Here is a 25,847-nt window from a genome sequence, read left to right as displayed (position 1 = left end):
TGTCACCTGTATAGCCAGTAAGCGGTCGTTTCGATGTTGCCGCCGCTTGCGATATAACGTTTAAGCGCGGCGGTGTTGCCCATCTGGGTCGCCACCCGCAAAGTAGAAAGCTGCTGTTGTTGGGACCAGCACAGCGCCGCCTGCATTAACTGCTCGCCCATGCCGCGCCCGGCCAGCAGGCCGATACGCGCGTCGGTGTCATTCAGTTTACGCAGGGAGACAAATCCCTTGATGGTGCTATCCGGCGCACGAAACACCAGGCAGAGATGGTCGAAGCTGCCTTTGACCGCATTTTCGATCCACTGGGCATAGAAGCGGCCGCTGTCGTCCGGGGCGTACCAGGGCGCGCGGAACCGGCTCTGCGCAAAAGCCTGCGCGGCCAGCTGGCGCAGCGCCGGAATATCCTGCTCTGTCGCAATTTCTGCCCCAGGGCAGGCGTGCTGCGTCACGTTGATCGCGAGATCGACTTCACCCTCGACCAGCCTGAAACCCTGCTGCTGAAGCGCATCCAGCCAGTCGGCGTGGGTGGCCGGAATTTTGGCCTGCAGGCGTTGCCAGGCGGCTAAATCATCGGCCGCCAGTAACGGGGCGTCTTCAGACAGGCGCACAATGGCCGTGGGCAGGGCAAAGAACTGACTTTCCCAGTCCAGCGGTTGTAACGCGCCACGCAGCTGACTCAACGCCAGACGCCTTTGGTATCAACGATAAACTCCTGACGAACGGCATCGCCCGGAATCGCTTTAAACGCATTGTGATCCACCAGCAGTACCAGCACGTCGGCGGTAGCCAGTGCATCCTCTACAGATGTCAGAGTGCAATGACCGGCCAGCTTTTTCGGCAACTCATGAATATTGGGTTCAACTACCTGCGTTTCGCCGCTGTGCCAGTCGGCAATCATCTCAGCAATTTCCATCGCCGGGCTTTCGCGCAGATCGTCAATGTTCGGCTTAAAGGCAAGACCAAAACAGGCGATAGTCACTTCGTTTGCCCGCTTGCCGCTCTGCGTCAGGTAATCAGCCACCGTGGCTTTCACCTGGTTCAGTACCCAGTGTGGTTTGCTGTCGTTCACTTCGCGGGCCGTACGGATTAAACGCGCCTGCTGTGGGTTCTGCGCCACGATAAACCACGGGTCAACCGCGATGCAGTGGCCGCCTACGCCCGGGCCAGGTTGCAGGATATTGACGCGCGGATGGCGGTTCGCCAGGCGAATCAATTCCCAGACGTTAATCCCCTGATCGGCACAAATGAGCGACAGTTCGTTAGCAAACGCGATGTTGACGTCACGGAAGCTGTTTTCCGTCAGCTTGCACATCTCGGCGGTACGGGAGTTAGTCACGACGCACTCGCCTTCCAGGAAGATGTTATACAGCTCGCTGGCACGGGCAGAACAGACAGGCGTCATGCCACCAATCACACGGTCGTTTTTAATCAGCTCGACCATCACCTGTCCTGGCAGCACACGCTCCGGGCAGTAGGCGACGTTAATATCAGCCTGCTCGCCCGCCTGCTGCGGGAAGGTGAGATCCGGGCGTGCTTCGGCCAGCCACTGTGCCATCTGCTCGGTGGCGCCCACCGGAGAGGTTGACTCCAGGATCACCAGCGCGCCTTTTTTTAGCACCGGGGCAATGGATTTTGCAGCCGCTTCGACATACACCATATCCGGCTCATGCTCGCCTTTGAACGGCGTAGGCACGGCAATCAGATAGGCATCGGCGGGCACCGGCGTGGTGCTTGCCTTCAGGTATCCTCCCTCAACGGCGGTTTTTACCACCTTGTCGAGATCCGGCTCCACAATGTGGATTTCACCTTTGTTGATGGTGGCAACCGCATGCTGGTTGATATCCACACCCACTACCTGTTTTTGACGGGAGGCGAATGCCGCCGCCGTTGGCAGCCCAATGTAGCCAAGCCCAATGACAGAAATGGTCGTAAAACTCATAGCGATACCCGATTGTGTTTGAGTGCGTACAAAATACGGTCACAGGCCTGGCCATCACCATACGGATTATGGGCGCGGCTCATGGCCTGATACTCTTTATCGTCGTGCAGCAGGCGCGTCACCTCTTCCACGATGGCGCGCGAATCGGTGCCCACCAGCCGCACCGTTCCGGCTTTAACCGCTTCCGGGCGTTCGGTGGTTTCACGCATCACCAGCACCGGTTTGCCCAGGGAAGGCGCCTCTTCCTGAATACCGCCAGAGTCCGTCAGGATCAGCCAGGCGTGATTCATCAGCCAGACGAAAGGCAGATAATCCTGCGGCTCAATCAGGATGACGTTTTCGACATGGCCCAGGATGCGGTTGACCGGCTCACTGACGTTCGGGTTCAGGTGTACCGGATAGACAATCTGCACATCTTCATTCAGGGCGGCGATTTCTGCCAGCGCGTGGCAGATTTGCTCGAAGCCCTGACCAAAACTTTCCCGACGGTGGCCGGTGACCAGAATCATCTTTTTGCCATTGGCCAGGAAGGGATACCGCTCGGCCAGTTCCCCACGCAGGGTATCGCTGGTCAGGACCCGATCGCGCACCCAGATAAGGGCGTCGATCACCGTGTTGCCGGTGACAAAGATATGCTGGTCATTAACGTTCTCGCGCAGCAGGTTCTGACGGGAGTTCTCCGTCGGCGCGAAGTGATACATCGCCAGATGCCCGGTCAGGGTACGGTTTGCCTCTTCAGGCCACGGGGAAGAGAGATCGCCGGTACGCAATCCGGCTTCGACATGCCCCACAGGAATACGCTGATAAAACGCCGCCAGACTGGTGGCGATGGTGGTGGTGGTATCGCCGTGTACCAGTACGACATCAGGCATGAACGACTCCAGAATAGGTTTTAACCCTTCCAGAATACGACAGGTAATTTCAGTTAATCCTTGCCCCGGCTTCATAATATTGAGGTCGTAATCGGGAACAATAGAAAAGAGGTTAAGGACCTGATCCAACATCTCCCGATGCTGGGCGGTAACGCAAACTTTCGCCTCGAAATAAGGGTCGTTTGCCAGCGCGTGTACCAGAGGCGCCATCTTGATGGCTTCCGGCCTCGTACCAAAGACGGTTAGTACTTTCACATCGATTCTCTTCGATTAGGCGATGAAGGCCACAGGCCTTCATCGTAGATGGCGTTCTTAATTTTTGCGACGACGGGTTAATGCCACGCCAGCGCCAATCAAAGCACCCACAATCCCCCACATAATCATCAGGAATGCGCGACGTGGACTATCGCGTTTTACAGGTTCTTCAGGAGTTCGCAAATAACGATAGGTCTGAAAACGTGGATCCAGTGTCGGACCGACGTTGAGGGTTGTTAGCATGGCGCGATTTTGGTCGTAGTCGAGGTCTACATCTGGCCCCACGGCTTGCAGGTTTTCCAGACGCGCCTGCAGCATCGGGCGACCCAGCAGGAACATTTCAGAGTCCGGCAGTTCGTCTGCGGGTACGTCAGTTTCGCTGCGGGAGATGTTGCTCTTCTCCGCAATCTTCAGCGCCTGTTCAATATTATGAACCCGGCGGTTGAAGATCGCTTTCGCGACCTCTTCCTGACGTTTGACCTGCGCTTTCATCTGTACGGTACGCGCCGCCCAGGCCCCTTTCAGTTCATCATTCAGATGACTTGCCGCACGCTGGCTGGCGAAAGCAACGTACTGACGCAGCAGGTTATTGGCATCCGGCGCGGTTTCCGCGATCAGTTTGACGCTGTCGTTGATGTTGCGCAGCGGATCGCCTGCCATAAACTGGATATTATTGATCAGCTCATCCAGCAGGGCGGCATCCGCCTTGCTGTTACCCACCATACGCTGTTTGAAATAGTCGGTCTGGTTCCAGAAATCACGACGTGTATCCCAGGAAGCCAGCTGCATGATGAACTCTTTGTACGATTCGTCCATCACTGACGGCTGGTCGGCGGAGGCGGGATTCGCTTTCACATCCAGGTTACGCAAAAACTGTTGCTGGGAGTAGAACCCTCCCAGCATGTTCACCGTCGGACGGTCAGTAATCGCCGTCGCGCTCCACTCTTGTCTGGCGAAAAAAGTATAAGCCAGGGCGATAAGTGCAAAGCCCAGCGCAATTCCTGCAATCCAAAACTTGCCCGCCCATAACACGCGGAACAAGCCACGAACATCCAGCTCATTCTCAGTTACCACTGATTTTGCTCCCGCCAACGGTTGAGTCATTACAGTCCCGATTTACTTGGTTAAAGTTGGGTTATTGCCATTATTTCGACGCATACGGCGTTTCACGCGTTTAATAAATCGCGCCACTTTCCATGCGCGCTTAATACAATAGCCGTACAGGAAAAATGCTAGCAAGAATAATACCAACATTACCCATTCAGGAATGAAATGAGCATACTCTGCGGCGACACCAATACCTGCGAGCAGCGCAGCGGCCAACGTAATTAAGACAAAGGCCTGACGTGAGGTGAAGCCGGCACGCATAATGAGATGGTGAATATGTTGGCGGTCTGGCGAGAACGGACTCATCCCTTTACGCAGGCGACGGTACATAATCGCCACCATATCCATCAGCGGGATGGCAATAATCCACAGCGCCGTCACCGGGCTGATCGGGTGGGTATTCCCCTGGGTGGTTTCCAGCAGGATCCAGATGACGGTAAAACCAATCAGCGTACTCCCGGCATCGCCCATAAAGACTTTATAGCGGCGCCCCAGCACGCCCAGGTTCAGGCAGATATAAGGCAGAATGGCGGCAATCATCGCAAAGCACCACATCGACAGGCTGTATTGTCCGTCGAACCACAGGATGATGCCGATCGCGGCAAACGACACGCTGGAGAGACCACCCAACAGGCCGTCAATGCCATCCACCATGTTGAAGGCGTTAATCGCCGCCCACACCGCAAACAGCGTCAGGAAGTAGCCGAACGGCCCTAACACCATCTCCCAGGTCCCGAAGATGTAGCCGAGGCTGCTGAGATAGAGTTTGCCGACAACCATCATGATGACGCCGATAGCCGCCTGAACCGCAGCGCGGAATTTCACGCTGATATCAAACCTGTCGTCCAGCGCCCCCACCAGTACCAGCACACCGGCACACGACAAATAGAGCGCCGCATGCGGGATATAGTAATCCGCAATACTGAAGGTGAAGCAGATGCCCGCATAAACAGAGATTCCGCCAACCAGCGGAATCAAGCCTTGATGGCGTTTACGATAATTGGGCTTATCCACCAAACCGACTCTTTTTGCCGCCTTACGGGCGAGAAATAAAAAGCAGGTGGTGAAAAGAAAAATACTGATTAGCTCAGTCACCGCGGTGAGTAGATTCACTATGGATACTCTCAACAAATGTTAATCCCGGAAGTATAACCTTGAAGGCTCGGCTTCAGAAGGAAAAAGCAGGCCTCGCCCAAGTCCCTTTGTTTATTTTTCAAACAATTAATTTTCTGCTTTGACGAACATTCCGATTTTCGTCTCTCGCAGAATAATTCTACAGCGCACTGTAACAGCGTATAAGTCAGAAAAGAAAAACGCCACGTAAAAACGTGGCGTTTCGGCGGTTTATTTACTTTACGAGCGCTTCATCATATCGAAGAAATCGTCGTTAGTTTTGGTCATCGCCAGTTTGTTAATGAGGAATTCCATTGCGTCGATTTCACCCATTGGATGGATAATTTTGCGCAGGATCCACATTTTCTGCAGCTCTTCCTGAGTGGTGAGCAGCTCTTCTTTACGGGTACCGGAACGGTTGTAGTCGATCGCCGGGAAGACACGTTTTTCTGCAATCTTACGAGACAGGTGCAGTTCCATGTTGCCTGTACCTTTAAACTCTTCGTAGATAACTTCATCCATCTTCGAGCCGGTATCGATCAGCGCCGTTGCGATGATGGTCAGGCTACCGCCCTCTTCCACGTTACGCGCAGCACCGAAGAAGCGCTTCGGACGGTGCAGGGCGTTGGCATCCACACCACCGGTCAGCACTTTACCAGAAGCCGGAACCACGGTGTTGTAAGCACGCGCCAGACGGGTGATAGAGTCGAGCAGGATGATAACGTCTTTTTTATGCTCAACCAGACGCTTCGCCTTCTCGATAACCATTTCCGCAACCTGAACATGGCGGGATGCTGGTTCGTCGAAGGTAGAAGCCACAACTTCACCTTTCACCAGACGCTGCATCTCGGTTACTTCTTCTGGACGTTCGTCAATCAGCAGCACCATCAGCACACAGTCTGGGTGGTTGTAAGCGATGCTCTGCGCGATATTCTGCAGCAGCATGGTTTTACCCGCTTTTGGCGGTGCCACAATCAGACCACGCTGGCCACGACCAATCGGAGACGCCAGATCCAGAACGCGAGCGGTTAAGTCTTCGGTAGAACCGTTACCACGCTCCATGCGCAGACGCGAGTTCGCGTGCAGCGGCGTTAAGTTTTCAAACAGGATCTTATTGCGCGAGTTTTCTGGTTTGTCGTAGTTAACTTCGTTAACTTTCAACAGCGCAAAGTAGCGTTCACCCTCTTTAGGAGGACGAATCTTACCTGAAATGGTGTCACCAGTGCGGAGGTTGAAACGGCGGATTTGGCTGGGGGAAACGTAGATATCATCAGGACCGGCGAGGTAGGAGCTGTCTGCAGAGCGGAGGAAACCAAATCCGTCCTGCAATATCTCCAGCACACCGTCGCCAAAGATATCTTCGCCACTCTTTGCGTGCTGCTTCAGGATGGCAAAAATGATGTCCTGCTTGCGCATACGAGCCTGGTTTTCCAGTCCCATATTTTCGCCGAGAGTGATCAGCTCAGAAACCGGCGTATTCTTTAATTCGGTAAGATTCATAATGGTGTGGGTTCTTAAACTCGGGGTGATACTCGAACTTAATTTGTGAATGGTATGGCAGGGTCATCCATGCCTGTTAGCGGCCATCGACTCATGTCTGTTCGCTGTCTGGTCACAGGGAAAGCACAGAACTGAAACGACAAGACGGATTGAGTGACAAGCCCGGAATCTATCCACTTCACGCACTGTTTAAAGGAAACAACGGGAAGTATCGGGTAAAACAAGATTCAAACAACAAGGTATGTTTAAAACGAAGTCATAGGTAACTTAGCATGACTCAAGCCGGGCGTCCAGAGATCCAAACAATTTAGAAACTCTGGACGCTCAGACGAGAACCTTACGCCAGGTTGGCGTCCAGGAACTCTTTCAGCTGACCTTTGGACAGTGCGCCCACTTTGGTCGCCGCAACTTCACCGTTTTTGAACAGCAGCAGAGTTGGGATACCGCGAATGCCATACTTAGGCGCGGTGCCCGGGTTCTGGTCGATGTTCAGTTTAGCAACGGTCAGTTTGCCCTGATATTCGTCAGCGATCTCATCCAGAATCGGGGCGATCATTTTGCAAGGACCGCACCATTCAGCCCAGAAATCGACGAGGATCAGCCCGTCAGCTTTTAGTACGTCCGTGTCAAAACTGTCGTCAGTCAGGTGAATAATTTTATCGCTCATATATAACTCCACAGGAATAAGCCTGGCGCGTTGATCTCGCTTCCATCAACGACCTGTTGATGTAGCATTAACCAACTAAAGGTTGACTTTATTTCACCGGATACGCTTTCGTAAAGCAATAGTAAGCTGATATTCTACCACACTATGAGCAAAACACATTTAACAGAACAGAAGTTTTCCGACTTCGCCCTGCACCCAAAAGTCATCGAAGCCCTTGAAAATAAAGGGTTTCATAACTGCACGCCTATTCAGGCTCTCGCCCTCCCGCTAACGCTGGCAGGTCGCGATGTTGCAGGGCAGGCGCAAACCGGTACTGGCAAAACGATGGCGTTTTTAACGTCAACGTTTCATTATTTACTTTCTCACCCGGCAATTGCTGACCGCAAAGTTAACCAGCCGCGCGCGCTGATTATGGCCCCGACGCGAGAACTGGCGGTACAGATCCACGCTGACGCAGAGCCACTGGCACAGTCCACCGGCCTGAAACTCGGCCTGGCCTACGGCGGTGACGGTTATGACAAACAGCTGAAAGTGCTGGAAAGCGGCGTCGATATTCTGATCGGCACCACCGGCCGTCTGATCGATTACGCTAAACAGAACCACATCAACCTCAGCGCTATCCAGGTTGTGGTGCTGGATGAAGCCGATCGCATGTACGATCTCGGCTTTATTAAAGATATCCGCTGGCTGTTCCGTCGCATGCCTGCCGCTAACCAGCGTCTGAACATGCTGTTCTCGGCAACGCTGTCGTATCGCGTCCGTGAGCTGGCGTTCGAACAGATGAACAACGCCGAATACGTCGAAGTGGAACCGGAACAGAAAACCGGCCACCGTATTAAAGAAGAACTCTTCTATCCGTCGAACGAAGAAAAGATGCGTTTACTGCAAACGTTGATCGAAGAAGAGTGGCCAGATCGCGCTATCGTGTTCGCCAACACCAAACACCGCTGTGAAGATATCTGGGGCCACCTGGCTGCGGATGGACATCGTGTAGGTCTGTTGACCGGCGACGTCGCGCAGAAAAAACGCCTGCGCATCCTTGAAGAATTTACCCGTGGCGACCTGGATATTCTGGTGGCGACGGACGTGGCGGCACGCGGCCTGCACATCCCGGCAGTGACCCATGTCTTTAACTACGACCTGCCGGATGATTGCGAAGATTACGTTCACCGTATCGGTCGTACCGGTCGTGCGGGCGCCAGCGGTCACTCTATCAGCCTCGCCTGTGAAGAGTACGCTCTGAACCTGCCAGCGATTGAGACCTATATCGGTCACTCGATTCCGCAGAGTAAATACAACCCGGAAGCGCTATTAAGCGAACTGCCGCCAGCGAAGCGCCTGACGCGCGCCCGTTCCGGCAATGGCCCGCGCCGTAACAGCGCACCGCGTAACCGTCGTCGTTCAGGCTAAAAACTATGCTCCGGTCCACCTCGCTCTATGCAGCTATTGATTTAGGTTCGAATAGTTTTCATATGCTGGTTGTACGCGAGGTGGCGGGAAGTATACAGACGCTAACGCGTATTAAGCGCAAGGTCCGTCTCGCGGCGGGCCTGAGTGCGGATAATCATCTCTCTCCTGAAGCCATGGAGCGCGGCTGGCAATGCCTGCGTCTCTTTGCCGAACGTCTGCAGGACATTCCTCCTCAGCAAATCCGTGTCGTTGCTACCGCAACCCTGCGTCTGGCAGTGAATGCCGGTGAGTTTATTGCCACCGCGCAGGCGATCCTCGGCTGCCCGGTGCAGGTGATCAGCGGCGAAGAAGAAGCTCGCCTGATTTATCAGGGCGTGGCGCACACCACAGGCGGGGACGAACGTCGTCTGGTGGTGGATATCGGCGGCGCAAGCACCGAACTGGTCACGGGTATCGGCGCCCAGGCCACCTCCCTGAACAGCTTATCAATGGGCTGTGTCACCTGGCTTGAGCGCTACTTTAGCGATCGCAACCTGGCGCAAGAGAACTTCGATGAGGCAGAAAAAGCTGCCCGCGAGGTGCTGCGCCCGGTGGCGGATGAGCTGCGTTATCACGGCTGGAAGGTCTGCGTTGGCGCGTCCGGTACCGTCCAGGCGCTACAGGAAATCATGATGGCTCAAGGGATGGATGAGCGCATCACGCTGGCGAAACTGCAGCAGTTAAAGCAGCGCGCAATCCACTGTGGCCGTCTTGAAGAGCTGGAAATTGAAGGGCTAACTCTTGAGCGCGCCCTGGTTTTCCCCAGCGGGCTGGCGATCCTGATTGCCATCTTCACCGAACTGAATATTCAGTGCATGACCCTTGCGGGCGGTGCGTTACGGGAAGGTCTGGTCTACGGCATGCTGCATTTGGCCGTCGATCAGGATATTCGTAACCATACGCTACGCAATATTCAGCGCCGGTTTATGGTGGATATCGAACAGGCGCATCGGGTTGCGAACCTGGCGGTCAGTTTCCTCGATCAGGTCGATAACGAGTGGCATCTGGAGCCGGTCAGCCGCGAACTGCTGGTTAGCGCATGCCAGTTGCACGAGATCGGCCTGAGCGTCGATTTCAAACAGGCGCCGCTGCACGCCGCCTACCTGGTACGCAATCTCGATCTGCCCGGCTATACTCCGGCGCAGAAAAAACTGTTAGCCACGCTGCTGTTGAACCAGACCAATCCTGTCGATCTCTCTTCGCTCCACCAGCAAAATGCGGTACCACCGCGCGTCGCGGAACATCTCTGCCGCCTGCTGCGTCTGGCGATCCTCTTTGCCAGCCGTCGGCGTGACGACTTGCTGCCCGCCATCACCCTGACGGCGGAAGGCGAAAAGCTGACGTTGAACCTGCCGGAAAAGTGGCTGGATAATCATCCGCTGGGGGCAGAAATGCTGGTGCAGGAGTGCCAGTGGCAAAGCTATGTGCACTGGATACTTGACGCGCAATAACCCTGATGACATGCCCGGCAGCGCTACGCTTACCGGGCCTGTTAACTAACGATTTTTTGCTTTCTCCATCATCGCGCGAATATTGGCGATACTGGCCTGGCCTTTATGCATCCGCTCTTCAGCGGTAATCACTTTGCGTTCTTGCTCCCAAAGCACATCATCCTGAGGTAATTCCAGCAGGAAGCGGCTCGGCTCCGGGCGCACCAGTTCCCCGTACTGACGGCGCTCTTTACACAGCGTAAAGGTCAGCTCTTTTTGCGCTCGCGTAATGCCCACATACGCCAGACGGCGCTCTTCGTCGACGTTATCTTCATCGATACTGCTCTGATGCGGCAGAATGCCCTCTTCCATGCCCACCAGATAGACATAGGGGAACTCCAGCCCTTTCGAGGCATGCAGGGTCATCAGCTGCACCTGATCCGCTTCTTCTTCGCTTTCGCCGCGCTCCATCATGTCACGCAGGGTAAAACGGGTGACGACCTGGGTCAGGGTCATTGGCTCGTCGATGTCGGACCCTTCCAGCATCTCGGTCATCCAGCTAAAAAGCTGGTTGACGTTCTTCATCCGCATCTCTGCCGCTTTCGGGCTGGCGGAGGTTTCATACAGCCAGGATTCATAGTCGATGCCGCGGATCAGATCGCGCACCGCTGCGATCGGCTCTCGCTCGCTCAACTGCTGGATCTCGCGCAGCCAATGGGTAAAGCGGGTCAGTGATTCATAGCCACGCCCGGTTAAGGTATGGCTCAGACCCATATCGAAACTGGCAGTCAGCAGGCTCTTATTACGGGTCATCGCCCACTCGCCCAGTTTTTGCAGCGTTGCCGGGCCTATCTCCCGCTTCGGCGTATTCACGATGCGCAGAAACGCGCTGTCGTCATCCGGGTTAGTCAGCACGCGGAGGTAGGCGAGCAGATCTTTGATCTCTGGGCGCGAGAAGAACGAGGTACCGCCGGAGATTTTGTACGGAATGCGGTTTTGCATCAGCATCTTTTCAAAGACGCGCGACTGGTGATTCCCGCGATAAAGAATGGCGTAATCTTTATAGTTGGTCTTATTCACAAAGTGATGAGCAATCAGCTCACCCGCCACGCGTTCAGCTTCGTGATCTTCGTTATTGGCGCTCAGCACTTTAAGTTCAGTGCCATAACCCAACTCAGAAAAGAGGCGTTTTTCAAAGACGTGCGGGTTATTGGCGATCAGGATGTTTGCCGCCTTCAGAATACGGCCGGATGAGCGGTAGTTCTGCTCCAGCTTGATCACCTGTAGTGCCGGGAAATCTTTGCTCAGCAGGACCAGGTTTTGCGGACGGGCACCGCGCCAGGAGTAGATCGACTGATCGTCATCGCCTACCACGGTAAAACGCGCGCGCTGCCCGACCAGCAACTTCACCAGCTCGTACTGGCTGGTGTTGGTGTCCTGATACTCATCCACCAGCAGATAGCGGATCTTGTTCTGCCAGCGTTCGCGCACCTCTTCATTGCGCTGCAGCAGCAGCGTAGGCAGCAGGATCAGATCGTCGAAATCGAGCACGTTACAGGCTTTCAGATGATCGTTATACAGGCTATAGCAGTGGGCGAAGATCCGATCCCGCTCGCCTTTGGCACTTGCCGCGGCCTGTTCGGGGTTCATCAGATCGTTTTTCCAGTTGGAGATCGTAGAGATCAACTGCTGCAGTACCGTTTTGTCGTCTTCGATTAGCCCTTCGGTAAGCTCTTTCAGCAACGCCACCTGGTCGGTATCGTCGAACAGGGAGAAGTTCGACTTCATGCCCAACGCCGCATATTCGCGCTTAATGATATCCAGCCCCAGGGTATGGAAGGTGGAGATCATCAGGCCGCGCGCCTCTTTACGCCCCAACGTCTGCCCGACACGCTCTTTCATCTCGCGCGCCGCTTTGTTGGTAAAGGTCACCGCCGCGATATGGCGTGCCTGATAGCCGCAGCCGCGGATCAGGTGGGCGATCTTGTTCGTGATGACGCGGGTTTTACCGGAACCCGCCCCTGCCAGCACCAGGCATGGTCCAGTAACGAATTCGACCGCTTGTTGTTGTCCAGGGTTTAAACGCATGGGAATATTGCTCAATCTTCGAACGGGGTGGGGATTGTAGCAGAAAGCCGGGCGCAGATTTACCGGCTAATGATAAAGTGAAGAAAACGCGATCAACCCCGAGAGCAGAACCATGAAAAAGAGCGCAGCGGCCCTGCACATTCTGGTAAAAGAAGAAAAACTGGCGCAGGAGATCCTCGCCAAACTGGCGCGCGGTATCAGCTTTGATCACCTGGCAAAACGCTATTCAAAATGCCCCTCCGGGCGCAACGGCGGCGATTTAGGTGAGTTTAAGCAGGGTGCGATGGTCGGCCCCTTCGATCAGGCGGTCTTCAGCTGTCCGCTACTCAAGCCTTACGGCCCGGTGAAAACCAAATTTGGCTACCATATCATTAAGGTGCTGTACCGCAGCTAACGCGTGGTATATTGCGCCCCGATTTAACTCAACCCTTCAAGGCACGATCATGGCTAAAACAGCGGCAGCAATGCACATCCTGGTAAAAGAAGAGAAACTGGCTCTGGAGCTTCTGGAGCAGATCAAGAACGGCGGCGACTTCGAGAAGCTGGCGAAAAAGCACTCCACCTGCCCATCAGGTAAAAAAGGCGGTCACTTAGGTGAATTCCGTCAGGGCCAGATGGTTCCGGCGTTCGATAAAGTGGTGTTCTCTTGCCCGGTGCTGGAGCCAACCGGCCCGCTGCACACCCAGTTCGGTTACCACATCATTAAGGTGCTGTACCGTAACTAATAAAAAGCCCGGAGTTTGAACTCCGGGCTTTTTTTCGGGTGGCGGCTGCGCCTTACCCGGACTGTAACTCTTTTGCAGGCCGGGTAAGCAAAATGCCACCCGACGTGCGCTTTTAGCCTGCTACCGCGATGCGTTTCATGTCGGTCATGTAGCCACGCAGCTTCTGGCCCACTTTCTCGATCTCGTGGCTGCGAATCGCTTCATTTACGTCACGCAGTTGGGCGTTATCTACCGCGCCTTCGGTAATCGCTTTACCCAGGTCGCCGGTCTGCAGCGTGGTCATGAACTCTTTCAGCAGCGGTACGCATGCGTAAGAGAACAGGTAGTTACCGTACTCCGCGGTATCCGAGATTACCACGTTCATTTCATACAGACGCTTACGGGCGATGGTGTTCGCGATCAGCGGCAGCTCGTGCAGTGATTCGTAGTAAGCAGACTCTTCGATGATGCCGGAATCAACCATGGTTTCGAAGGCCAGCTCAACGCCTGCTTTCACCATCGCAATCATCAGAACGCCTTTATCGAAGTACTCCTGCTCGCTGATTTTGCCGTCGTACTGCGCAGCGGTTTCGAACGCGGTTTTGCCGGTCTCTTCACGCCAGGTCAGCAGGTTTTTGTCGTCGTTCGCCCAGTCAGCCATCATGCCGGAAGAGAACTCACCGGAGATGATGTCGTCCATGTGTTTCTGGAACAGCGGTGCCATGATGGTTTTCAGCTGCTCAGACAGCGCGAATGCACGCAGTTTGGCCGGGTTAGAGAGGCGATCCATCATCAGGGTGATACCGCCCTGCTTCAGCGCTTCGGTGATGGTTTCCCAGCCGAACTGAATCAGTTTCTCAGCGTATGCCGGGTCGGTGCCTTCTTCCACCAGCTTGTCGAAGCACAGCAGAGAACCGGCTTGCAGCATACCGCACAGGATAGTCTGCTCGCCCATCAGGTCAGATTTTACTTCCGCAACGAAAGAAGACTCCAGAACGCCCGCACGGTGGCCACCGGTAGCCGCTGCCCATGCTTTGGCAATCGCCATGCCTTCGCCTTTCGGATCGTTTTCCGGGTGAACCGCGATCAGCGTTGGTACACCGAAACCACGTTTGTACTCTTCACGCACTTCAGTACCCGGGCACTTAGGCGCTACCATCACCACGGTGATGTCTTTACGGATCTGCTCGCCCACTTCAACGATGTTGAAGCCGTGGGAGTAGCCCAGCGCTGCGCCGTCTTTCATCAGCGGCTGTACGGAACGTACAACGTCAGAGTGCTGTTTGTCTGGCGTCAGGTTAACCACCAGATCCGCCTGCGGGATCAGCTCTTCGTAGGTGCCTACTTTGAAGCCGTTTTCGGTCGCTTTACGCCATGAAGCGCGCTTCTCAGCAATGGCTTCTTTACGCAGGGCGTAGGAGATATCCAGACCGGAGTCACGCATGTTCAGGCCCTGGTTCAGACCCTGTGCGCCACAGCCGACGATGACCACTTTTTTACCCTGAAGGTAGCTCGCGCCATCAGCAAATTCATCGCGCGCCATGAAGCGGCATTTGCCCAACTGCGCCAACTGCTGGCGCAAGTTCAGTGTATTAAAGTAGTTAGCCATGGGTGATACCTCGTGATGTTGTGTGTCTTATTGTTCGGTTCGCTTTTCAGCGAGAATGTACCCACATTACAACAGGAAATTTATTGCGGAAATTGATATATTCACAACGTCATGTTGCAATTTCTGCAATGTAAAAACGGGGAGTGGAATCAGTGGATTTACGCGATCTGAAATTGTTCCTGCATCTGGCGGAAAGCCGTCACTTTGGCCGCAGCGCACGCGCCATGCACGTCAGCCCCTCCACGCTTTCCCGCCAGATCCAGCGCCTGGAAGAGGATCTTGGCCAGCCGCTGTTTGTGCGCGACAACCGCACGGTGACGCTTACCGAAGCCGGAGAAGAGCTGCGCACGTTCGCCCAGCAAACCTTGTTGCAGTATCAGCAGTTGCGCCACACCATCGACCAGCAAGGGCCATCGCTTTCCGGTGAACTTCATATTTTTTGTTCCGTTACCGCCGCCTACAGCCACCTGCCGCCTATTCTCGATCGCTTCCGCGCCGAACATCCGTCGGTAGAGATCAAACTCACCACCGGTGATGCCGCCGACGCGATGGAAAAAGTGGTCACAGGCGAAGCGGATTTGGCCATTGCCGGGAAACCGGAAACCCTGCCGGGCGCAGTGGCGTTTTCGATGCTGGAAAATCTGGCGGTGGTGCTTATTGCCCCGGCGCTGCCTTGTCCGGTGCGCAATCAGGTCTCGGTGGAAAAACCAGACTGGTCAACGGTGCCCTTTATCATGGCCGATCAGGGACCGGTACGCCGCCGCATCGAGCTGTGGTTTCGTCGGCAGAAAATCAGTAATCCCTCGATTTACGCGACGGTGGGCGGGCATGAGGCGATGGTCTCGATGGTGGCGCTCGGCTGCGGCGTGGCGCTGCTGCCGGAAGTGGTGCTGGAGAACAGCCCGGAACCGGTGCGCAATCGCGTGATGATTTTAGAGCGCAGCGACGAGAAAACGCCGTTCGAGCTTGGCGTGTGCGCACAAAAAAAGCGGCTGCATGAGCCGCTTATTGATGCGTTCTGGAAAATTCTGCCCAACCACTAGCCGGAGCCTTATCCGGCTACGAGCCGTTTACCCTGCCAGGAAGAACCTGAACGCCGGGTTATGGGTCTCGTCATGGCAGTCGTAACCCAGCTCATTGAGGCGCGTTTCGAAATCCGGTTCATGCTCACCCAGTTCGAACGCCGCCAGCACGCGGCCATAATCGGTGCCGTGGCTGCGGTAATGGAACAGGGAGATGTTCCAGTGCGTGCCCAGCGTATGCAAAAACTTCAGCAATGCACCCGGTGATTCCGGGAACTCGAAGCTGAACAAACGCTCCTGTAACGGTTTCGACGGACGCCCGCCTACCATGTAGCGAACGTGCAGCTTCGCCATCTCGTCATCAGAGAGATCTACTACGCTGTAACCGCCTTCATGCAGCAAGGAGAGGATCTCCTTTCGCTCGTCCAGACCGCGGCTTAAGCGCACCCCGACAAAAATGCAGGCGTCTTTGGCATCGGCAAAGCGGTAGTTGAACTCCGTCACCGAACGACCACCCAACAGCTGGCAGAACTTCAGGAAGCTGCCCTTCTCTTCCGGGATGGTCACCGCCAGCAACGCTTCACGCTGCTCCCCCAGCTCGCAACGCTCGGAAACGTAGCGCAGACCGTGGAAATTAACGTTCGCGCCAGAGAGCACGTGGGCCAGACGCTCGCCGCGAATGTTGTGCTGCGCGATGTATTTCTTCATCCCCGCCAGCGCCAGCGCACCGGATGGCTCTGCCACCGCGCGCACATCCTCGAAGAGGTCCTTCATCGCCGCGCAGATAGCGTCGCTATCAACGGTGATGATGTCGTCGAGATATTCCTGGCAGACGCGGAAGGTTTCATCCCCGATGCGTTTCACCGCCACGCCTTCGGCAAACAGCCCGACGCGCGGGAGATCCACCGGATGACCGGCATCCAGCGCCGCCTTCAGGCAGGCAGAGTCTTCCGCTTCCACGGCAATGACTTTGATCTGCGGCATCAGCTGTTTGATCAGCACCGCGACCCCTGCCGCCAGCCCGCCCCCACCGACCGGAACAAACACCCGATCGAGATGGGCATCCTGCTGCAGCAGCTCCAGCGCCAGCGTGCCCTGGCCAGCAATCACCATCGGATGATCAAAGGGCGGCACCCAGGTAAAGCCCTGCTGCTGCGCCAGATCGATGGCTTTGGCTTTCGCTTCGTCAAAATTGGCACCGTGGAGCAGCACTTCGCCGCCAAATCCGCGCACCGCATCGACTTTAATATCTGCCGTTGCCACTGGCATGACGATCAGGGCTTTCAGCCCCAGTCGCGCAGCAGAGAACGCCACGCCCTGGGCATGGTTGCCCGCGGATGCCGTGATCACACCCCGCGCTTTTTGCTCGTCGGTCAACCCGGCCATCATCGCGTAGGCACCGCGCAGTTTGAAGCTGTGTACCGGTTGACGGTCTTCACGCTTCACCAGAATGACGTTATCCAGCCGCGAAGAAAGCTTGTCCATTTTTTGCAGCGGCGTAACCTGCACCGCTTCATAGACCGGCGCACGCAGCACCGCCCGGAGATATTCTGCCCCCTCAGGGGCAGACGATAAAGGTTGGGATTCGGCCATCATCAGCCCCCAAGTTTGGATTTATCGCGCACCGCGCCTTTATCCGCACTGGTGGCAAGGGTAGCGTAAGCACGCAGGGCGAAGGAGACTTCGCGCTGACGATCTTTCGGCGTCCAGGCTTTGTCCCCACGCGCGTCCTGTGCTTCACGGCGGGCAGCAATTTCCTGAGGGCTCAGTTTCAGCTGAATACCACGATTCGGAATGTCGATTTCGATCAGATCGCCATCTTCGATGATCGCGATGTTACCGCCGCTGGCCGCTTCCGGCGAAACGTGACCGATTGAGAGACCGGATGTCCCCCCTGAGAAACGACCGTCGGTGATCAGCGCACAGGCTTTACCGAGACCCATAGATTTAAGGAAGGTCGTTGGGTAGAGCATCTCCTGCATCCCCGGCCCGCCTTTCGGTCCTTCGTAGCGGATCACCACGACATCGCCAGCCACAACTTTGCCGCCGAGGATCGCTTCCACCGCATCATCCTGACTTTCGTAGACTTTTGCCGGACCGGTGAATTTCAGGATGCTGTCGTCCACGCCTGCCGTTTTAACGATACAGCCGTTTTCCGCGAAATTACCGTAAAGCACCGCCAGGCCGCCATCTTTGCTGTAGGCATTTTCCAGCGAGCGAATGCAGCCTTCCGCGCGATCGTCATCCAGGGTGTCCCAGCGACAGTCCTGCGAGAACGCCTGCGTGGTACGGATACCTGCCGGGCCGGCGCGGAACATTTTTTTGACGGACTCGTCTTTGGTCAGCATCACGTCGTACTGATCCAGCGTTTGCGGCAGCGTCAGACCGAGCACGTTTTTCACGTCACGGTTCATCAGCCCTGCGCGATCTAACTCCCCGAGGATCCCCAGCACGCCACCCGCACGGTGAACATCTTCCATGTGGTATTTCTGCGTGCTCGGCGCAACTTTACACAGCTGCGGCACTTTGCGGGACAGCTGGTCGATGTCGGTCATGGTGAAATCAATTTCTGCTTCCTGGGCCGCGGCCAGCAGGTGCAGAACGGTGTTGGTGGAACCGCCCATGGCGATATCCAGAGTCATGGCATTTTCAAACGCCGCTTTGCTGGCGATATTGCGCGGCAGCGCGCTGGCATCGTCCTGCTCGTAGTAGCGTTTGGTCAGCTCAACAATGCGTTTACCGGCGTTAAGGAACAGCTCTTTGCGATCGGCGTGGGTCGCCAGCAGCGAGCCGTTACCCGGCTGAGACAGACCCAGCGCTTCGGTCAGACAGTTCATTGAGTTCGCAGTGAACATACCGGAACAGGAGCCGCAGGTCGGACACGCCGAACGCTCAACTTGCTCGCTCTGCTCGTCGGAGACTTTCGGGTCAGCACCCTGAATCATCGCGTCAACCAGGTCGAGCTTGATGATCTTGTCGGACAGTTTGGTTTTACCCGCTTCCATCGGACCGCCGGAGACGAAGATCACCGGGATGTTCAGGCGCAGGGAGGCCATCAACATCCCCGGGGTGATTTTGTCGCAGTTGGAGATGCAGACCATCGCATCGGCACAGTGGGCGTTAACCATGTACTCCACCGAGTCGGCAATCAGCTCGCGCGACGGCAGTGAATAAAGCATGCCCCCGTGCCCCATTGCGATCCCGTCATCCACGGCGATGGTATTGAACTCTTTCGCTACGCCGCCAGAGGCTTCAATCTGCTCGGCAACCAGCTTCCCGAGATCGCGCAGGTGCACGTGACCCGGTACAAATTGGGTGAAAGAGTTGACCACGGCGATAATCGGTTTGCCGAAATCGGCGTCGGTCATTCCGGTGGCGCGCCACAGCGCGCGGGCGCCCGCCATATTGCGGCCGTGAGTGGTAGTGGCGGAACGGTACTTAGGCATGCGTTATTTACTCCCGTCTATCTGGTAAATGGGACGGTGCGTGCCGTCCCATATTTATGCTTATTGATTAACCTGATCCAACCAACCCCATTTATCTTCGGTTTCACCGGTAAAGAGGCCAAAGAATGCTTCCTGGATACGTTTGGTCACCGGACCACGGCGGCCTTCGCCCACCTGGATGCCGTCAACGCTGCGCACTGGCGTGATCTCTGCCGCGGTACCGGACATAAAGATTTCATCGGCCAGGTACAGCGATTCACGGGACAGAACCTGCTCGCGCACTTCGATGCCCAGATCCTGCGCCAGCTTGATGATGGCATCACGGGTGATGCCCGGCAGGGCTGAGGAGGTAAACGGCGGCGTGAACAGAATGCCATCTTTCACTTCGAACAGGTTCTCACCTGCACCTTCAGAGATATAGCCGTTCACATCCAGGGCAATACCTTCCTGATAGCCGTGGCGACGGGCTTCGCTGCCAACCAGCAGGGAAGAGAGGTAGTTACCGCCCGCTTTTGCTGCGGTCGGGATGGTATTTGGTGCCACACGGTTCCAGGAGGAAACCATCGCGTCGATCCCCTGCTCCAGCGCTTCTGCGCCGAGGTAGGCTCCCCACGGGAACGCGGCGATGATCACATCAGTGGTGTAACCGGCTGGCGGGTTGACGCCCATACCCACATCGCCCACAAATACCAGAGGACGAATATAGGCGCTGGTCAGGTTGTTTTTGCGCAGGACGGCGCGGCAAGCTTCCATCAGCTCATCCACGCTCTGGGAAACCGGGAAACGATAAATTTTGGCTGAATCACGCAGACGCTGCATGTGTTCGCGATGACGGAACACAACCGGACCTTTGTGTGAGTCGTAGCAACGGATGCCTTCAAAAACAGACGTACCGTAGTGAAGCGCGTGGGACATCACGTGGACTTTAGCGTCCTCCCAGCGAATCATCTCACCATTGGACCAAATGAAATCAGCTTTTTTCGTCGTCATTTTTCTTCCTTTGCGCTCAGGCGCGAATTTGTTGTGTTTGTGATGTAGCGGCACGCTGCTGGATATCGACCCGGGCGACGTCGACCAGTTTGCTCAACTGGCTAAACAGTAATTCGACGGGGCGCTGGCTGGCAACGGTCAATTCGATATTTATGTTTTGCGCGTCGGTGGCGGTTTCCATGTTCATCGAACATATCTGGAACCCACGATGGCGCACCACGCGTAATACACGTTCTAACGTTTCCGGGTTGAAGCGAGCCTGCACGGCGACCTGATGTTGCATCATGATAATTTCTCCAGCATTTGTGAGTTACTGGCGCCGGGCGGCACCAACGGCCAGACATTCTCAAGTTCGTCGATTGAGACATGAAGCAGGTAAGGCCCCTTGCTTGACAGCATTTCATCAAGTGCCGCTTCAACCTGGTCTTTACGGGTGATGTGCTGGCCAGGAATGCCGAAGGCGCTGGCCAGAACGAGGAAATCGGGGTTATCGGTCAGGGTGGTTTCGCTGTAACGCTCCTGGAAAAAGAGCTGCTGCCACTGGCGCACCATGCCTAAACGTTGGTTATCCAGCAGTACGATCTTCACCGGCAGTTGCTTGCGCTTGATGGTGCCCAACTCCTGCACGTTCATCATGAAGGAGCCATCACCAGAGACACAGATCACCGTATCGTCCGGGCGCGCCACCTGGGCACCTACCGCGGCTGGTAAACCGAAGCCCATCGTGCCTAAGCCGCTTGAAGTGATGAAGTTTTCCGGGCGCATGTAAGTCATGTGCTGCGCTGACCACATCTGATGCTGGCCCACGTCGGTGGTCACAACACTGTTGGCCGGTTTGCGATCCGACAGCTGCTTGAGCAGCAACGGCGCGAAGATCGCGTCGCCAGGATGGTCGTAACGCCAGGCGTGTTCGCGGCGCATTTCTGCCGCATGCTGCCGCCACGCATCGATCGCTAAAGGCTGTTGTAACGCAGGTAACAGTGCGTTGAGATCGCCCTGCAAGGCCACGTGTGCCTGGCGGAGCTTATTCATCTCTGCCGGGTCGATATCCATATGAATGACTTTGGCATTCGGTGCGAAGGTATTCAGCTTGCCGGTTACGCGATCATCAAAACGCGCACCCACGGCGATCAGCAGGTCACACTCCTGCACGGCGAGGTTGGCGGCTTTCGTGCCGTGCATCCCCAGCATGCCAAGGTAGTACGGGTAATCGGCATCCACCGCGCCCAGCCCTTTTAACGTGCAGGCAGCGGGCATCCGGGTAGTGGCAATAAATTCGCGCAGGGCCGGAACCGCTTGCGCCATCCCTACTCCGCCGCCTACATAGAGGATCGGCTTTTGCGCATGGGCCAGCATCTGGCTGGCCTCGCTGACTTCTGCAAATGGAAACGCATCATCATTCTCAACGGTGGAGAAGTGCGGCTCCAGATCCCCTAACGCAACCTGGATATCTTTCGGGATATCAACCAGCACCGGGCCTGGACGGCCTGAGTTTGCCACCTCAAAGGCTTCCGCCATGACGCGCGGCAGCTCTTCCAGGGATTGCACGAGGAAGCTGTGTTTTGTGCAAGCCAGTGACAAACCGAGAACGTCCACTTCCTGGAAAGCATCGGTGCCGATGAAAGGGGAAGCGACCTGGCCGGTGATGGCCACCACGGGAACAGAATCAAGCAGTGCATCAGCCAGACCGGTGATCAGGTTGGTTGCGCCCGGGCCGGAGGTCGCCATGCAGACGCCGGTTTTCCCGGTTGCACGCGCATAGCCAATGGCCGCCATCGCTGCACCCTGCTCGTGTCGGCACAACAGATGTTCCACGCCGCCGTCATACAAAGCATCGTAAATCGGCATAATTGCGCCGCCCGGGTAACCGAAGATGGTATCGACTCCCTGCGCTCGCAACGCATGTACTACCCACTGTGCGCCATTCATAGTTACTTCCCCGTCGTAAATCGAGAGAAACAGAATTTTGTGCTACTACTCATGTTCTGCTCCTCGCTTATGTTTTAAGGTCATAAAAAAACCCCCGGACCTTTCGGTGCGGGGGTCTTAGTTCGTTAAGGCTTGATTATTAAGCCTTTCCTCGTCCAAGTGCAGCCCCGCACGGTGGGATAATAATCACCACCACGCTAATCACGACCAGGCTAATCACTAGTAGAAGGGCTGTCATTTTCTGTTCTTTTTGCATCTTGTTCGAAGGAATACCTAAAGAGTTATCACAGATATCGAACCGAACACAACATTTTTTTATAATCCACTTTCTTATTTCGCTAATAATTTAGATAAATATCATTGTTTTTTATGACAAAAATAGAAAATGAATTAATTTCACTTTTTTGTGCGCAGGAGAGGCGAGAAGAAATGCTTATTACGATCTGCGAGCGGGCTTCCATGACGATGAAAAGATTACAATTTCGTAAAAATATTCAGGAACAGGCCGTGTAAAAACACCCTTTGCCGGTAAAAGTCATCACATCACCGTGACATAGTGGCGCTTCAAGGAGGGTCTTTATGTCACTGTCGGTTGTTTATACCCGCGCTGCGTTAGGCGTCAAAGCGCCGCTGATTTCCGTTGAGGTTCACCTCAGTAATGGCCTGCCGGGCTTAACCCTGGTCGGCCTGCCAGAAACCACCGTCAAGGAAGCCAGAGACCGGGTACGCAGCGCAATCATCAATAGCGGTTATACCTTTCCGGCCAAAAAGATCACCATCAACCTGGCGCCTGCCGATTTACCCAAGGAAGGCGGGCGATATGATTTACCTATCGCCATTGCGCTTCTCGCTGCCTCTGAGCAGCTCTCCTGTTCCAGACTGAGCACATACGAGTTCGTGGGTGAGCTGGCGCTTACAGGCGCATTAAGAGGGGTTCCCGGCGCAATATCGGGTGCCCTGGCGGCCATTCAGGCTGGCAGAGAGATTATTGTCGCCAATGATAATGCTGCCGAAGTTAGCCTTATTGAACAAAAAGGCTGTCTGGTGGCCGGGCATTTGCAGGAGGTATGCGCCTTTCTTGAAGGCCGACACGAGCTGGCTGCGCCCGTTCAGGAGCCATTCGCGATAGAAAAGAGCGACCGGGACATCAGAGATATCATCGGTCAGGAACAAGGTAAACGGGCGCTGGAGATCACTGCGGCTGGCGCGCACAATCTGCTGCTGATTGGCCCCCCTGGTACCGGTAAAACCATGCTCGCGAGCCGACTTGATGGCCTGCTCCCGCCACTCAGCAACCATGAAGCGCTGGAGAGTGCGGCAATCCTGAGCCTCGTTAACGCCTCATCGATGTATAAGCAGTGGCGTCAGCGCCCTTTTCGCGCACCGCACCACAGCGCCTCGCTCGTGGCCATGGTGGGCGGGGGCGCGATTCCCGTGCCGGGTGAGATCTCACTGGCGCATAACGGCATTCTCTTTCTGGACGAGTTACCTGAGTTTGAAAGACGTGTACTGGATGCCTTACGCGAGCCTATCGAATCCGGGCAGATAAATATCTCCCGCACCCGCGCAAAGATCAGTTATCCCGCTCGCTTTCAGCTTATCGCCGCCATGAATCCCAGCCCAACGGGGCACTATCAAGGCAACCATAATCGCTGTTCGCCAGAGCAGACGCTTCGCTATCTGGGGCGCTTATCGGGGCCATTTCTGGATCGCTTCGATTTATCGCTTGAGATTCCGCTACCGCCGCCAGGGTTATTAAGCCAGACGCATACCAAAGGAGAATCCAGCATCACCGTGCGAAACAGAGTGATTGCTGCGCAGGAGCGACAGCGGGTAAGACAACATAAACTCAATGCTCACCTGGATAATGCGGAGATACGCAGGTATTGCTTACTTGCGGCAGAAGACGCCCTGTGGCTGGAAGAGACCCTTACCCGATTTGGCCTGTCGGTGCGTGCCTGGCAGCGGCTGTTGAAGGTGGCCCGTACGATTGCCGATCTGGAAGAGAGTGAAACGATTGAACGCAGGCACCTGCAGGAAGCCCTGAGCTATCGCGCTATCGATCGCTTGCTGCTGCACCTGCAAAAGATGCTGAGATGAAAAAAGGGGCCGTAGCCCCTTTTTCTTAATCGTCTGACTCGGTGTAGTCTTCTGCACCTTCCATCTGTGGTTTACCACCAGACAGAGTATGGAACCGTTTTGGACGCTTGATACGGCCCATATACTTGATCCATACGCGCTCCGCTTCCGTTACCGGCTCACGCTCGCCACGGCAGACGGCTACAAACGATTTTTCGTCTTCAGTGGTGGGTTCACGTTTTCCCAAATCCAGTTCATTGAAGGCATAACCGTGGCGCTCAAGCAGTTGTGCTTCTTTGATGGTGAAATCACCATGGCGAGAAAATCCGCGTGGATAATTTTTATTGTCGAAAAAACGATTAGTCGTCGTAAAGCTTTCCGCCATCCTACACGCTCCTATATCTTTGGCCGAGCTATTTATGGCGCGGAGTATTAGTTACGCTTGACAGAGCGTCCAACAAAACATTTAAATCATAACGACAAATTATTTTGCGGAGAAAACCGTGGATACGGAATTGCTAAAAACTTTCCTCGAAGTGAGCAGAACTCGCCACTTCGGGCGCGCCGCAGAAGCGCTTTATCTGACTCAGTCGGCGGTGAGCTTTCGTATTCGTCAGCTTGAAAATCAGCTTGGGGTGAACCTTTTCACTCGTCATCGCAACAACATTCGCTTAACGCCCGCAGGTGAAAAACTTCTGCCCTATGCAGAGACTCTGATGAACACCTGGCAGGCCGCGCGTAAAGAAGTAGCTCATACCTCAAAGCATAATGAGTTTTCTATTGGTGCCAGTGCCTCTTTGTGGGAATGCATGCTAAGCCCCTGGCTTAGCCGTTTGTATCGCTCTTATGGGCAGCTACAGTTCGAGGCGCGCATTGCGCAGCGGCAGTCGCTGGTAAAGCAGTTACATGAACGACAGCTGGATCTGCTGATCACCACCGAAGCACCGAAAATGGATGAATTTAGCAGCCAGATCCTCGGGCAATTTACCTTGGGGCTTTATGCGGCTGAACCTTCGGCCATGAAGAGCGACCTGAATTATCTGCGACTAGAGTGGGGACCTGATTTCCAGCCGCATGAGGCGGGTTTGATTGCCATTGATGATGTGCCGGTCCTGACCACCAGTTCCGCTGAGATAGCCTGCCAGCAACTGGCATCGCTAAAAGGCTGCACCTGGTTACCACAGCGCTGGGCGAGTCAGAAATCCGGCCTGTATACGGTGACGGATTCAGTCCTGCTCCAGAGGCCACTGTATGCCATCTGGCTACAGAACAGTGACAAGCAAGGGCAAATTAAAGATCTGCTTAAAATCAATGTGATGGATTAAGAGAAATGTTGCAGGGACGCAACGCAAAGAGGTTAAAAAAGGGAAGTTTGGGCTTTCTTAGACGCAAAAAAAAATCCTTTGCCGAAGCAAAGGATCCTTTATATGGCAGGGGCGGAGAGACTCGAACTCGCGACACCCGGTTTTGGAGACCGGTGCTCTACCAACTGAGCTACGCCCCTAAATTTCTTACCACTAAGCCTGCTAATAAAGCAGGCTTAGTTTAAATAGGTGGCGGAACGGACGGGACTCGAACCCGCGACCCCCTGCGTGACAGGCAGGTATTCTAACCGACTGAACTACCGCTCCACCGAATACTTCTGTAA

The 25,847-nt window shown here is 55.2% G+C and carries 24 protein-coding genes and 2 tRNA genes; 7 read left to right on the top strand and 19 right to left on the bottom strand.

Going from position 1 to position 25,847, the window contains the following annotated elements; all coding sequences use genetic code 11:
• Positions 1–2 precede the first annotated feature (2 nt).
• The 7 genes from rffC to trxA all read right to left on the bottom strand — a co-directional run bounded on the left by rffC (position 3) and on the right by trxA (position 7,453).
• Complete coding sequence (rffC, locus tag ABIE02_RS21700; RefSeq protein WP_130588089.1) at positions 3–680, bottom strand: dTDP-4-amino-4,6-dideoxy-D-galactose acyltransferase; 678 nt, start codon at positions 678–680, stop codon at positions 3–5.
• The gene (gene wecC, locus ABIE02_RS21695) at positions 677–1,939 is read right to left on the bottom strand and encodes a UDP-N-acetyl-D-mannosamine dehydrogenase (RefSeq protein WP_032615174.1); all 1,263 of its coding nucleotides are present in this window, start codon (positions 1,937–1,939) and stop codon (positions 677–679) included. Before wecC ends, rffC begins: the two co-directional genes overlap by 4 nt.
• Complete coding sequence (gene wecB / locus ABIE02_RS21690; RefSeq protein ID WP_032615176.1) at positions 1,936–3,066, bottom strand: non-hydrolyzing UDP-N-acetylglucosamine 2-epimerase; 1,131 nt, start codon at positions 3,064–3,066, stop codon at positions 1,936–1,938. The genes wecC and wecB overlap by 4 nt, the downstream gene beginning before the upstream one ends.
• A 57-nt stretch (positions 3,067–3,123) precedes the next feature.
• Positions 3,124–4,170: an ECA polysaccharide chain length modulation protein gene (gene wzzE, locus ABIE02_RS21685; protein WP_032615178.1), complete on the bottom strand. Its 1,047-nt coding sequence runs from the start codon at positions 4,168–4,170 to the stop codon at positions 3,124–3,126.
• Between the two features lie 12 nt (positions 4,171–4,182).
• On the bottom strand, positions 4,183–5,286 hold the full coding sequence (gene wecA / locus ABIE02_RS21680) for a UDP-N-acetylglucosamine--undecaprenyl-phosphate N-acetylglucosaminephosphotransferase (RefSeq protein ID WP_032615180.1): 1,104 nt from the start codon (positions 5,284–5,286) through the stop codon (positions 4,183–4,185).
• A gap of 240 nt (positions 5,287–5,526) precedes the next feature.
• Positions 5,527–6,786 (bottom strand): transcription termination factor Rho, encoded by a 1,260-nt coding sequence (gene rho, locus ABIE02_RS21675; protein WP_001054528.1) that lies wholly within the window; start codon positions 6,784–6,786, stop codon positions 5,527–5,529.
• Between the two features lie 337 nt (positions 6,787–7,123).
• On the bottom strand, positions 7,124–7,453 hold the full coding sequence (gene trxA / locus ABIE02_RS21670) for a thioredoxin TrxA (RefSeq protein ID WP_006179218.1): 330 nt from the start codon (positions 7,451–7,453) through the stop codon (positions 7,124–7,126).
• 144 nt (positions 7,454–7,597) lie between these two features.
• Between trxA and rhlB the strand changes: the two genes are divergently transcribed.
• Entirely contained in the window at positions 7,598–8,863 is a 1,266-nt protein-coding gene (rhlB, locus tag ABIE02_RS21665) for an ATP-dependent RNA helicase RhlB (protein WP_032615184.1), read from the top strand.
• A 5-nt stretch (positions 8,864–8,868) separates the two neighbouring features.
• Positions 8,869–10,353 (top strand): guanosine-5'-triphosphate,3'-diphosphate diphosphatase, encoded by a 1,485-nt coding sequence (gene gppA, locus ABIE02_RS21660; protein ID WP_032615186.1) that lies wholly within the window; start codon positions 8,869–8,871, stop codon positions 10,351–10,353.
• A 45-nt stretch (positions 10,354–10,398) separates the two neighbouring features.
• Here the strand turns inward: gppA and rep are convergent, their stop codons facing one another.
• Entirely contained in the window at positions 10,399–12,420 is a 2,022-nt protein-coding gene (gene rep / locus ABIE02_RS21655) for a DNA helicase Rep (protein ID WP_077227600.1), read from the bottom strand.
• 112 nt (positions 12,421–12,532) lie between these two features.
• Here rep and ppiC (ABIE02_RS21650) point away from each other — a divergent pair, with 112 nt between their 5' ends.
• Both ppiC (ABIE02_RS21650) and ppiC (ABIE02_RS21645) read left to right on the top strand, forming a co-directional pair.
• Positions 12,533–12,814 carry a peptidylprolyl isomerase PpiC gene (ppiC, locus tag ABIE02_RS21650; protein WP_032615191.1) on the top strand — a complete coding sequence of 94 codons (282 nt, stop codon included), beginning with the start codon at positions 12,533–12,535 and terminating at the stop codon, positions 12,812–12,814.
• Between the two features lie 49 nt (positions 12,815–12,863).
• The gene (gene ppiC / locus ABIE02_RS21645; protein ID WP_032615193.1) at positions 12,864–13,145 is read left to right on the top strand and encodes a peptidylprolyl isomerase PpiC; all 282 of its coding nucleotides are present in this window, start codon (positions 12,864–12,866) and stop codon (positions 13,143–13,145) included.
• Between the two features lie 112 nt (positions 13,146–13,257).
• On the opposite strand, the gene ilvC is transcribed toward ppiC (ABIE02_RS21645), so the two are convergent.
• Positions 13,258–14,733, bottom strand: a complete 1,476-nt coding sequence (gene ilvC / locus ABIE02_RS21640; RefSeq protein ID WP_280713608.1) for a ketol-acid reductoisomerase — start codon at positions 14,731–14,733, stop codon at positions 13,258–13,260.
• A gap of 152 nt (positions 14,734–14,885) precedes the next feature.
• On the opposite strand from ilvC, the gene ilvY reads away from it, so the two are divergent.
• A complete protein-coding gene (ilvY, locus tag ABIE02_RS21635) occupies positions 14,886–15,776 on the top strand; it encodes an HTH-type transcriptional activator IlvY (RefSeq protein WP_164541149.1) in 891 nt (296 codons plus the stop codon).
• 27 nt (positions 15,777–15,803) lie between these two features.
• Here ilvY and ilvA read toward each other — a convergent pair whose 3' ends face one another.
• From ilvA to ilvL, 7 genes are all read right to left on the bottom strand, one after another.
• Positions 15,804–17,348 carry a threonine ammonia-lyase, biosynthetic gene (gene ilvA / locus ABIE02_RS21630; protein WP_098946308.1) on the bottom strand — a complete coding sequence of 515 codons (1,545 nt, stop codon included), beginning with the start codon at positions 17,346–17,348 and terminating at the stop codon, positions 15,804–15,806.
• Between the two features lie 2 nt (positions 17,349–17,350).
• Entirely contained in the window at positions 17,351–19,201 is a 1,851-nt protein-coding gene (ilvD, locus tag ABIE02_RS21625; RefSeq protein WP_032615201.1) for a dihydroxy-acid dehydratase, read from the bottom strand.
• A 60-nt stretch (positions 19,202–19,261) separates the two neighbouring features.
• Positions 19,262–20,191, bottom strand: coding sequence for a branched-chain-amino-acid transaminase (gene ilvE / locus ABIE02_RS21620; RefSeq protein WP_032615204.1), 930 nt, complete (start codon positions 20,189–20,191; stop codon positions 19,262–19,264).
• A gap of 16 nt (positions 20,192–20,207) precedes the next feature.
• Positions 20,208–20,477 carry an acetolactate synthase 2 small subunit gene (ilvM, locus tag ABIE02_RS21615; protein ID WP_032615208.1) on the bottom strand — a complete coding sequence of 90 codons (270 nt, stop codon included), beginning with the start codon at positions 20,475–20,477 and terminating at the stop codon, positions 20,208–20,210.
• Positions 20,474–22,120 (bottom strand): acetolactate synthase 2 catalytic subunit, encoded by a 1,647-nt coding sequence (ilvG, locus tag ABIE02_RS21610; protein ID WP_336995235.1) that lies wholly within the window; start codon positions 22,118–22,120, stop codon positions 20,474–20,476. Before ilvG ends, ilvM begins: the two co-directional genes overlap by 4 nt.
• Before the next feature lie 2 nt (positions 22,121–22,122).
• Entirely contained in the window at positions 22,123–22,173 is a 51-nt protein-coding gene (ilvX, locus tag ABIE02_RS21605; protein ID WP_196221615.1) for a peptide IlvX, read from the bottom strand.
• 86 nt (positions 22,174–22,259) lie between these two features.
• Positions 22,260–22,358 (bottom strand): ilv operon leader peptide, encoded by a 99-nt coding sequence (gene ilvL, locus ABIE02_RS21600; RefSeq protein WP_023620831.1) that lies wholly within the window; start codon positions 22,356–22,358, stop codon positions 22,260–22,262.
• Positions 22,359–22,699: 341 nt separating this feature from the next.
• Between ilvL and ABIE02_RS21595 the strand changes: the two genes are divergently transcribed.
• Positions 22,700–24,220 carry a YifB family Mg chelatase-like AAA ATPase gene (locus ABIE02_RS21595; protein WP_230431069.1) on the top strand — a complete coding sequence of 507 codons (1,521 nt, stop codon included), beginning with the start codon at positions 22,700–22,702 and terminating at the stop codon, positions 24,218–24,220.
• A gap of 25 nt (positions 24,221–24,245) precedes the next feature.
• On the opposite strand, the gene ABIE02_RS21590 is transcribed toward ABIE02_RS21595, so the two are convergent.
• Positions 24,246–24,584, bottom strand: coding sequence for a DUF413 domain-containing protein (locus ABIE02_RS21590; protein WP_032615215.1), 339 nt, complete (start codon positions 24,582–24,584; stop codon positions 24,246–24,248).
• A gap of 118 nt (positions 24,585–24,702) precedes the next feature.
• Here ABIE02_RS21590 and hdfR point away from each other — a divergent pair, with 118 nt between their 5' ends.
• On the top strand, positions 24,703–25,524 hold the full coding sequence (gene hdfR / locus ABIE02_RS21585; RefSeq protein ID WP_032615217.1) for an HTH-type transcriptional regulator HdfR: 822 nt from the start codon (positions 24,703–24,705) through the stop codon (positions 25,522–25,524).
• Positions 25,525–25,627: 103 nt separating this feature from the next.
• On the opposite strand, the gene ABIE02_RS21580 is transcribed toward hdfR, so the two are convergent.
• A tRNA-Trp gene (locus ABIE02_RS21580) sits at positions 25,628–25,703 on the bottom strand.
• A gap of 50 nt (positions 25,704–25,753) precedes the next feature.
• Positions 25,754–25,830: transfer RNA gene (locus ABIE02_RS21575), tRNA-Asp, on the bottom strand.
• Positions 25,831–25,847: the final 17 nt, after the last annotated feature.

Source organism: Leclercia sp. 1548, from assembly GCF_050435045.1.
Taxonomy (GTDB): Bacteria; Pseudomonadota; Gammaproteobacteria; order Enterobacterales; family Enterobacteriaceae; genus Enterobacter; species Enterobacter adecarboxylatus.
Note: the sequence above shows the minus strand (reverse complement) of the source record. Positions and strands in the feature narration are given on the sequence as shown.